Source organism: Rhabdochromatium marinum (assembly GCF_016583795.1).
Lineage (GTDB): Bacteria > Pseudomonadota > Gammaproteobacteria > Chromatiales > Chromatiaceae > Rhabdochromatium > Rhabdochromatium marinum.
This window is the reverse complement of the sequence record NZ_NRRS01000123.1, coordinates 1-5284: the sequence shown is the minus strand read 5'-3', so window position 1 is coordinate 5284 and position 5284 is coordinate 1. Positions and strand designations below refer to the sequence as shown.

At 57.1% G+C, this 5284-nt stretch carries 4 protein-coding genes; 2 read left to right on the top strand and 2 right to left on the bottom strand.

The features are described from left to right. Positions 1-190: 190 nt before the first annotated feature. Entirely contained in the window at positions 191-481 is a 291-nt protein-coding gene (locus CKO36_RS18410; RefSeq protein WP_476705515.1) for a helix-turn-helix domain-containing protein, read from the top strand. A gap of 269 nt (positions 482-750) precedes the next feature. Here the strand turns inward: CKO36_RS18410 and CKO36_RS18405 are convergent, their stop codons facing one another. Further along, positions 751-894, bottom strand: a complete 144-nt coding sequence (locus CKO36_RS18405; RefSeq protein WP_200286368.1) for a hypothetical protein — start codon at positions 892-894, stop codon at positions 751-753. Continuing rightward, a complete protein-coding gene (locus tag CKO36_RS18400) occupies positions 891-1229 on the bottom strand; it encodes a nucleotidyltransferase domain-containing protein (protein ID WP_200286367.1) in 339 nt (112 codons plus the stop codon). The genes CKO36_RS18405 and CKO36_RS18400 overlap by 4 nt, the downstream gene beginning before the upstream one ends. A 203-nt stretch (positions 1230-1432) precedes the next feature. On the opposite strand from CKO36_RS18400, the gene CKO36_RS18395 reads away from it, so the two are divergent. Next, the gene (locus CKO36_RS18395; RefSeq protein ID WP_200286366.1) at positions 1433-5098 is read left to right on the top strand and encodes a hypothetical protein; all 3666 of its coding nucleotides are present in this window, start codon (positions 1433-1435) and stop codon (positions 5096-5098) included. Positions 5099-5284: the final 186 nt, after the last annotated feature.

Here is a 5284-nt window from a genome sequence, read left to right as displayed (position 1 = left end):
CCGTACCGAAAGGTAAAAACGATCTTGCTGGAACGGACTGAGCGCCATCGGTTGGGACTGCTCAACCAGGACTCCAGTTGCTCGCCAGTCATGGTGCTATCAACGGAGAGCGAATGACCGAATGCGTGCATTTGAGTACAAAATTTGGAGCAGGTTGAACAGGATGGCTAGACAGTATCGTAGCGACGCGATGGCTTCGATTCACGAGACCATGGAGGCCCTCCAAGAGGTAGGTGCCATCGACAAGCAGACAATGCGCGAATTCGATGACGCTTGTCTGACGCCAGTCGAGCCCCTCTCTCCTGAGGCCATTCGCGCTCTGCGTGAGCGCGAGCATCTTTCTCAGCCAGTTTTTGCCCGTTACCTTAATGTAAGCAAGAACTTGGTCTCGGACTGGGAGCGAGGCGTCAAGCGCCCGGGCGGGCCAGCACTTCGGCTTCTGACCGTCATCGAGAAGAAGGGGATTCAGGCAATCGCCTGAACGCCCGGTTCAGTCGAAAGGAAGCTCGAGGCGCTAATCCCTTGCTGATCGGCTCGGAGAAACGCAAGACAAGTAGGACCTAAGTCTTGGCGGTCAGGGTCGTAAAGGGGAATGGCCTCCGTATCGGTCGGCCGCAGACGGACTCCAACGTCCACTGAAGAGGCCACTGCGGTCGCTCGCTGGCGTTGGCCTGGGACGACTCTGCCGGTCCAGCCCCCGCGCAGCCCCTCCGGAAAGCCCCTCGGCCTATCGCTTCACGCGGGGAGCCATCACAGAAAGGGGACTGCGTGTGCTGCATCAAAAATGGCATAGTAGGCGCGATTGCAGGCCCCTTCGGTGTTGCCATCCGCCGGAAGCAAAGGCGCCGAAGCGAGCGCAGGTCGCGACTTGGCCAGATACAGATCAGGGGTCACAGACGCATCCCGTCGCGATGGATGTTAGCGATGAGCGCCGGGTTCTCGAAGCGCTCGGGGTGCGCCCATTCGTCCTCCCACAGCAGCAAGGGATCGATGAGCACACCTGTTTCGAGCATCACGTCGAAGGCGATTCCGGCCATGTTCACGGCGGCATCGACGCGGGCACCGGGGGCGCCTCGAGCGCCACGTAAGAGCACGGCGATGTCGGCATCGCTATCGCCGCCAGCCGTCTGTCTCGCCTGACTGCCGAAGAGCCAGGCATCGCTCAGATCGTAGCGTTCGCGGACCCGTTGCAGAAAGATACGTGCGGCCTGCTCTATGGTTGGATGCATTGAAGCCTCCTGCTCATCCTCAGAACCCTCGGCGAGTTACAGCTATACGCGGGTAGCGGCAAGTCGGCGATACGCTCACTCAGACCGCTCACGAGCCAAAGCTGCCAGTCAAGATGGGGTAATCTCCTGATTGGTTTGTTCTCGTGCTGCGTTGCCTGCCGATTACAATCGAAATTTTGCCCGTCGACCATTGACACGCCGAAATGCCATCTCTTGTGACACAAACACGCGAGCAACTCAGCAAACTCGCCTCTCCCGAAGAGTTCGAGGCGCTGGCCACTGCCGTGCTGCGCGCAGCAGTTCCTGCTTATGCGTCGCTCCTGCACGTCGGCACGAACGCGAGCGGTAGAACTGTACGGTCACCCGTCGATGGCATCGACATTTATATCGATCACGATGGTCGTCACCTCCTACTTGCTCAGCATACGATCACCGCGCCTAAGGACCTGCGTGGGAAATGGCTAGATGACAGGAAAGGCGATGTGGTTAAGGCCAAGGCGATTTTTGAGGCAGAAGTCGTGCGCGAATCAATTCAGGACGGGACACTCGTGCTTACTAGCACGACCGATCCGAATGAGGCACTGATCCGCGACGTTCACGCTGCTGTTGGCGACGGATTAAGGATCGATCTCTGGCCAGCTTCACGGATAGCGGGTTTCCTCGACCACGACCCCGAAGGCCAATGGCTGCGCGAACAGCAGTTCGGGACTGAATCAATACGCCTTTCAGCTTCGCAAGCCCGCGCGATCTCGAAGCAATCTTTGAATGACCATCTTCCACTGGTCGCGCGCGGCGACACGGTTCCCCGTGCGCTCGATGTAGCACTTGCCGAATTCGCTTGGATGGGCTGCGGCGCGGGTTTTGTCATCGGCGAATCCGGTCTCGGTAAAAGCACTGCCCTGCGCCGATTGGCCGACGATTGGCTCACGCAAGGTGGTATCGCCTTGGTCCTGGCGCACGAACTCATCGAGCAGGCAAGTACTATCGAGCAAGCGGTCGCACTAGGTTTACGCTATTGGGCGCCAGCGCTCAACAGTGGATGTGGTTGTTCGGCGCTCGCCTTCGCAACTCCCGAACAGCCCATCCTGCTCATCGTCGAGGATGTCAACCGCTCGACTAACCCCCGGCGGATTATCGAACGTCTCGTTGGCTGGTCAGTCACGGGGAAGTCAGATGCAGAATGCAGCACACCCGCACGGCAATGGCGCCTGCTATGCCCTGTTTGGCGCGGCAATGCTGGCCTTTCAGACCCGCAGCTACGGGATCATGTGATTGGCAACTCGTTCATGGTGGAGCGCTTCGAGCGTTCGGAAGCCGTCGAAGCCATCGGGGCGCGAGCGAGTGGTTCTGGCCTCAAACTGACCGCTCTTCAGCGCAACGATCTTGCGATGGCGCTTGGTGACGATCCATTGCTCATAGGGCTCAACCGCGACTGGTTGGCACCAAGCCCTCAGAGTGCGATCCAATCCTATTTGACCGCGAATATCGAGGAGGCCGCTAACGACAGACTTCTCGCGAGCGATCTCCGAAACGCGCTCGACAAGCTTGCTGAGCAACTGGTCGAGGAGCGAACGATTTACCCAGAATGGTGTGAAGTTAGGGACTGGTTCTCTGGAGATAATGACACGCTGGCGGCGATCCGCCGGCTGATTGGTCAGGGGAGAATCATCCGTCTTCGCGCTGGGACCGGCGACGAACGGCTCATGTATCGGCATGATCGTGTGCGCGATCACTTGTTGACCCAAGCCATAGCGCGGCTTATCAAGAGCGATCACTTCACCAAGGAGCTTTGGTCCGAACCTTTCTATGCCGAACTGATTGGAGGTGCATTGCCAGTTCTTTCCGAAACATCTATAGCTCAAGCTGCGAGACGGAATCCGGTCGCGCTGTTCGCGGCCCTCCAAGGTGCGACCCTCGACGAAGTGCGCCAGGGGCTACTTATCGAAGCCGCCAAGGAATGGATTCAGTCTTCGGACTTCAAAGCGGATGGGGCCGAGCAGAAGAAGCACCATGCGATACGCTATCTGGCGCGCGCGGACGGTGCATTCATCGCCGATCTCGCGAGGCACTTCCCGGTCAGCTTTCCGCAATTGGAAGCGCTAGTTCGCAACGGCGACGCCCACGCTGGAGCGTCGCTTTGTGCGAACTTAGAGCCAGCTATCAACGATCCTTGGCGCGACCGCATGATTGCGCACGCGCTCTCGCGCCACGCCAATTTCATCCCGGATCTAGCGGAATTGATCGGAAACAGCGACCTTTCTCCCAAGTTGCTCGAAGGTGCACTCAATCTCGCTGGAGAAATAGGTACCCCCGAGTTGTGTGACGCTCTCACTGCTCGATGGGCGCGCAGTGACGAAAAGTCATTGTCGACTGGATGGCTCTGGGCTGCGCTTCGATGCTGCCCACCCATCGCTCACCCGCTAGCCGAAATGCTGTGCGATCTATGGGCAGAGTTGCCGACCAAGATCAAACACGGCGAGGATAAGCGCGACCGCAATCCACGCTGGGAAATCGCAGGCTATTCGCTTCCTTGGGCATTCAGCCGTAAGCCTGAGCCAAGCACGATCAATTTTCTGGTAGTACGTGCCAAGCGAGATAGCAGGCTTGCCCATGTCCTGGGCTCGATCCTAAGCAAGGTCGATTCTCCTGAAGCGGTGCTCTACTCAGTAAATGTGGCTGCCGAAATTGACCGAAAAGCGGAAAAGAACCGCGGCCTCAATCTATTCGCATACGACCTCGAACTTACTTGGTCTAATGAACGATCTGGAAGGACTCTGAGCGCGCACTCCCGCTCAGCGATCGAGCAAGTCTGGCGCAACCGGCGGATCAATCGGTTCGAACGCAAGACGGCCTTCCGCATCTGGTGTCAAACGCCGACCAGCGATGAACTTGCCAGTCTTGCAGTGCTTGAAACCGATCCAGTGTTGGCAGATCTCGCGCTGACGACAAGGCTGAAAAAAGGGGATCAATCAGCCGTTCCACTGCTCAAGGAGCGCATCTGGAAGACCCAGGGCGGACATTACTGGTGGCAAAGTGCCCGGCGCGTGGGTCTTGCCGGCTTGCACGAGGACGTGCAGCGCTACTTTGATGAGCGCCGCAGCAGTCCACCTGCCGCAGGCAAGATAACCGATACTGATTACATCCTCTCCGAACTGCTCATGGATGCGCACGATGAGTTCGCCGTCCAGACCATCATTGAAAACTGGGATCAGCTTGAGACGAGTCGGTTGTTCGTGCAAGCAGCACTCTACCTAGCCACGCCCGAAACGTTAGCCCTTGCTCGATCGGCGATAACCAGCTGCGAAGATCCCGAGAAGATGCTGAAATATATCGACATGCATTGGGGCATACGAACCAACGGGCGCGTGGGAGTTACTGACCTTGCACAATTACGAGCGCTTGAACCCTACTACGTTCATATGGATGAGATGCCCCTCATCAGTTTCTTTGACGTCGCGAATAAGCTTGGAGAACTTAGCTGGCGGAAGACGCACCTCGACCCGTTGATCGAAAAATTAGAACGTGGCTACTGCACTTCTGACAAGCAGCACCTGTTTGCTTCGCTCGACAGCGAAGTGTCGGATTACTTCAAGTTTGACCGCCCTTGGTTCTCGATCGATCATTGGTTCAAGCGACGGGAAGAGGAACTATTGAAACGCAGAGAACTTCTCGCAATCGTTGGCGAATGGACATGTGATCGTGCGAGCGAACCCGCAGTGGCATTGCTATGCGAAACACTTCTGAATTTCGGCGAACGGCCTGATCTTGCATTGCTCGACTTTGTTCCATCTAAGCTTCGGGCATCCTGTTGCGACAGGATCGCTGATTGCGTCTATGGTGTTCAACAGCGTTCCTTGGCGCGCGGATAACAGCATTCTTAGCCTTGACACCGGCTGGCGAAAGATGTCCGAGCAGCTTTTTTGCTGGCTAAACCGCGTCAATTTAGAGGTGCGTAATTCTTATGCTATAGTTTGCGCTCCATTGTGCCACGCATCGTTTGGACGCGCACTTGCCGACATTTTGGTGACAGGATCGTTTCATGTTGACGTTAGATC

Coding starts and splice junctions, on each gene's coding strand:
- CKO36_RS18410 (WP_476705515.1), top strand. CDS start 191: ATGGCTTCGATTCACGAGACCATGGAGGCCCTCCAAGAGGTAGGTGCC.
- CKO36_RS18400 (WP_200286367.1), bottom strand. CDS start 1,229: ATGCATCCAACCATAGAGCAGGCCGCACGTATCTTTCTGCAACGGGTC.
- CKO36_RS18395 (WP_200286366.1), top strand. CDS start 1,433: ATGCCATCTCTTGTGACACAAACACGCGAGCAACTCAGCAAACTCGCC.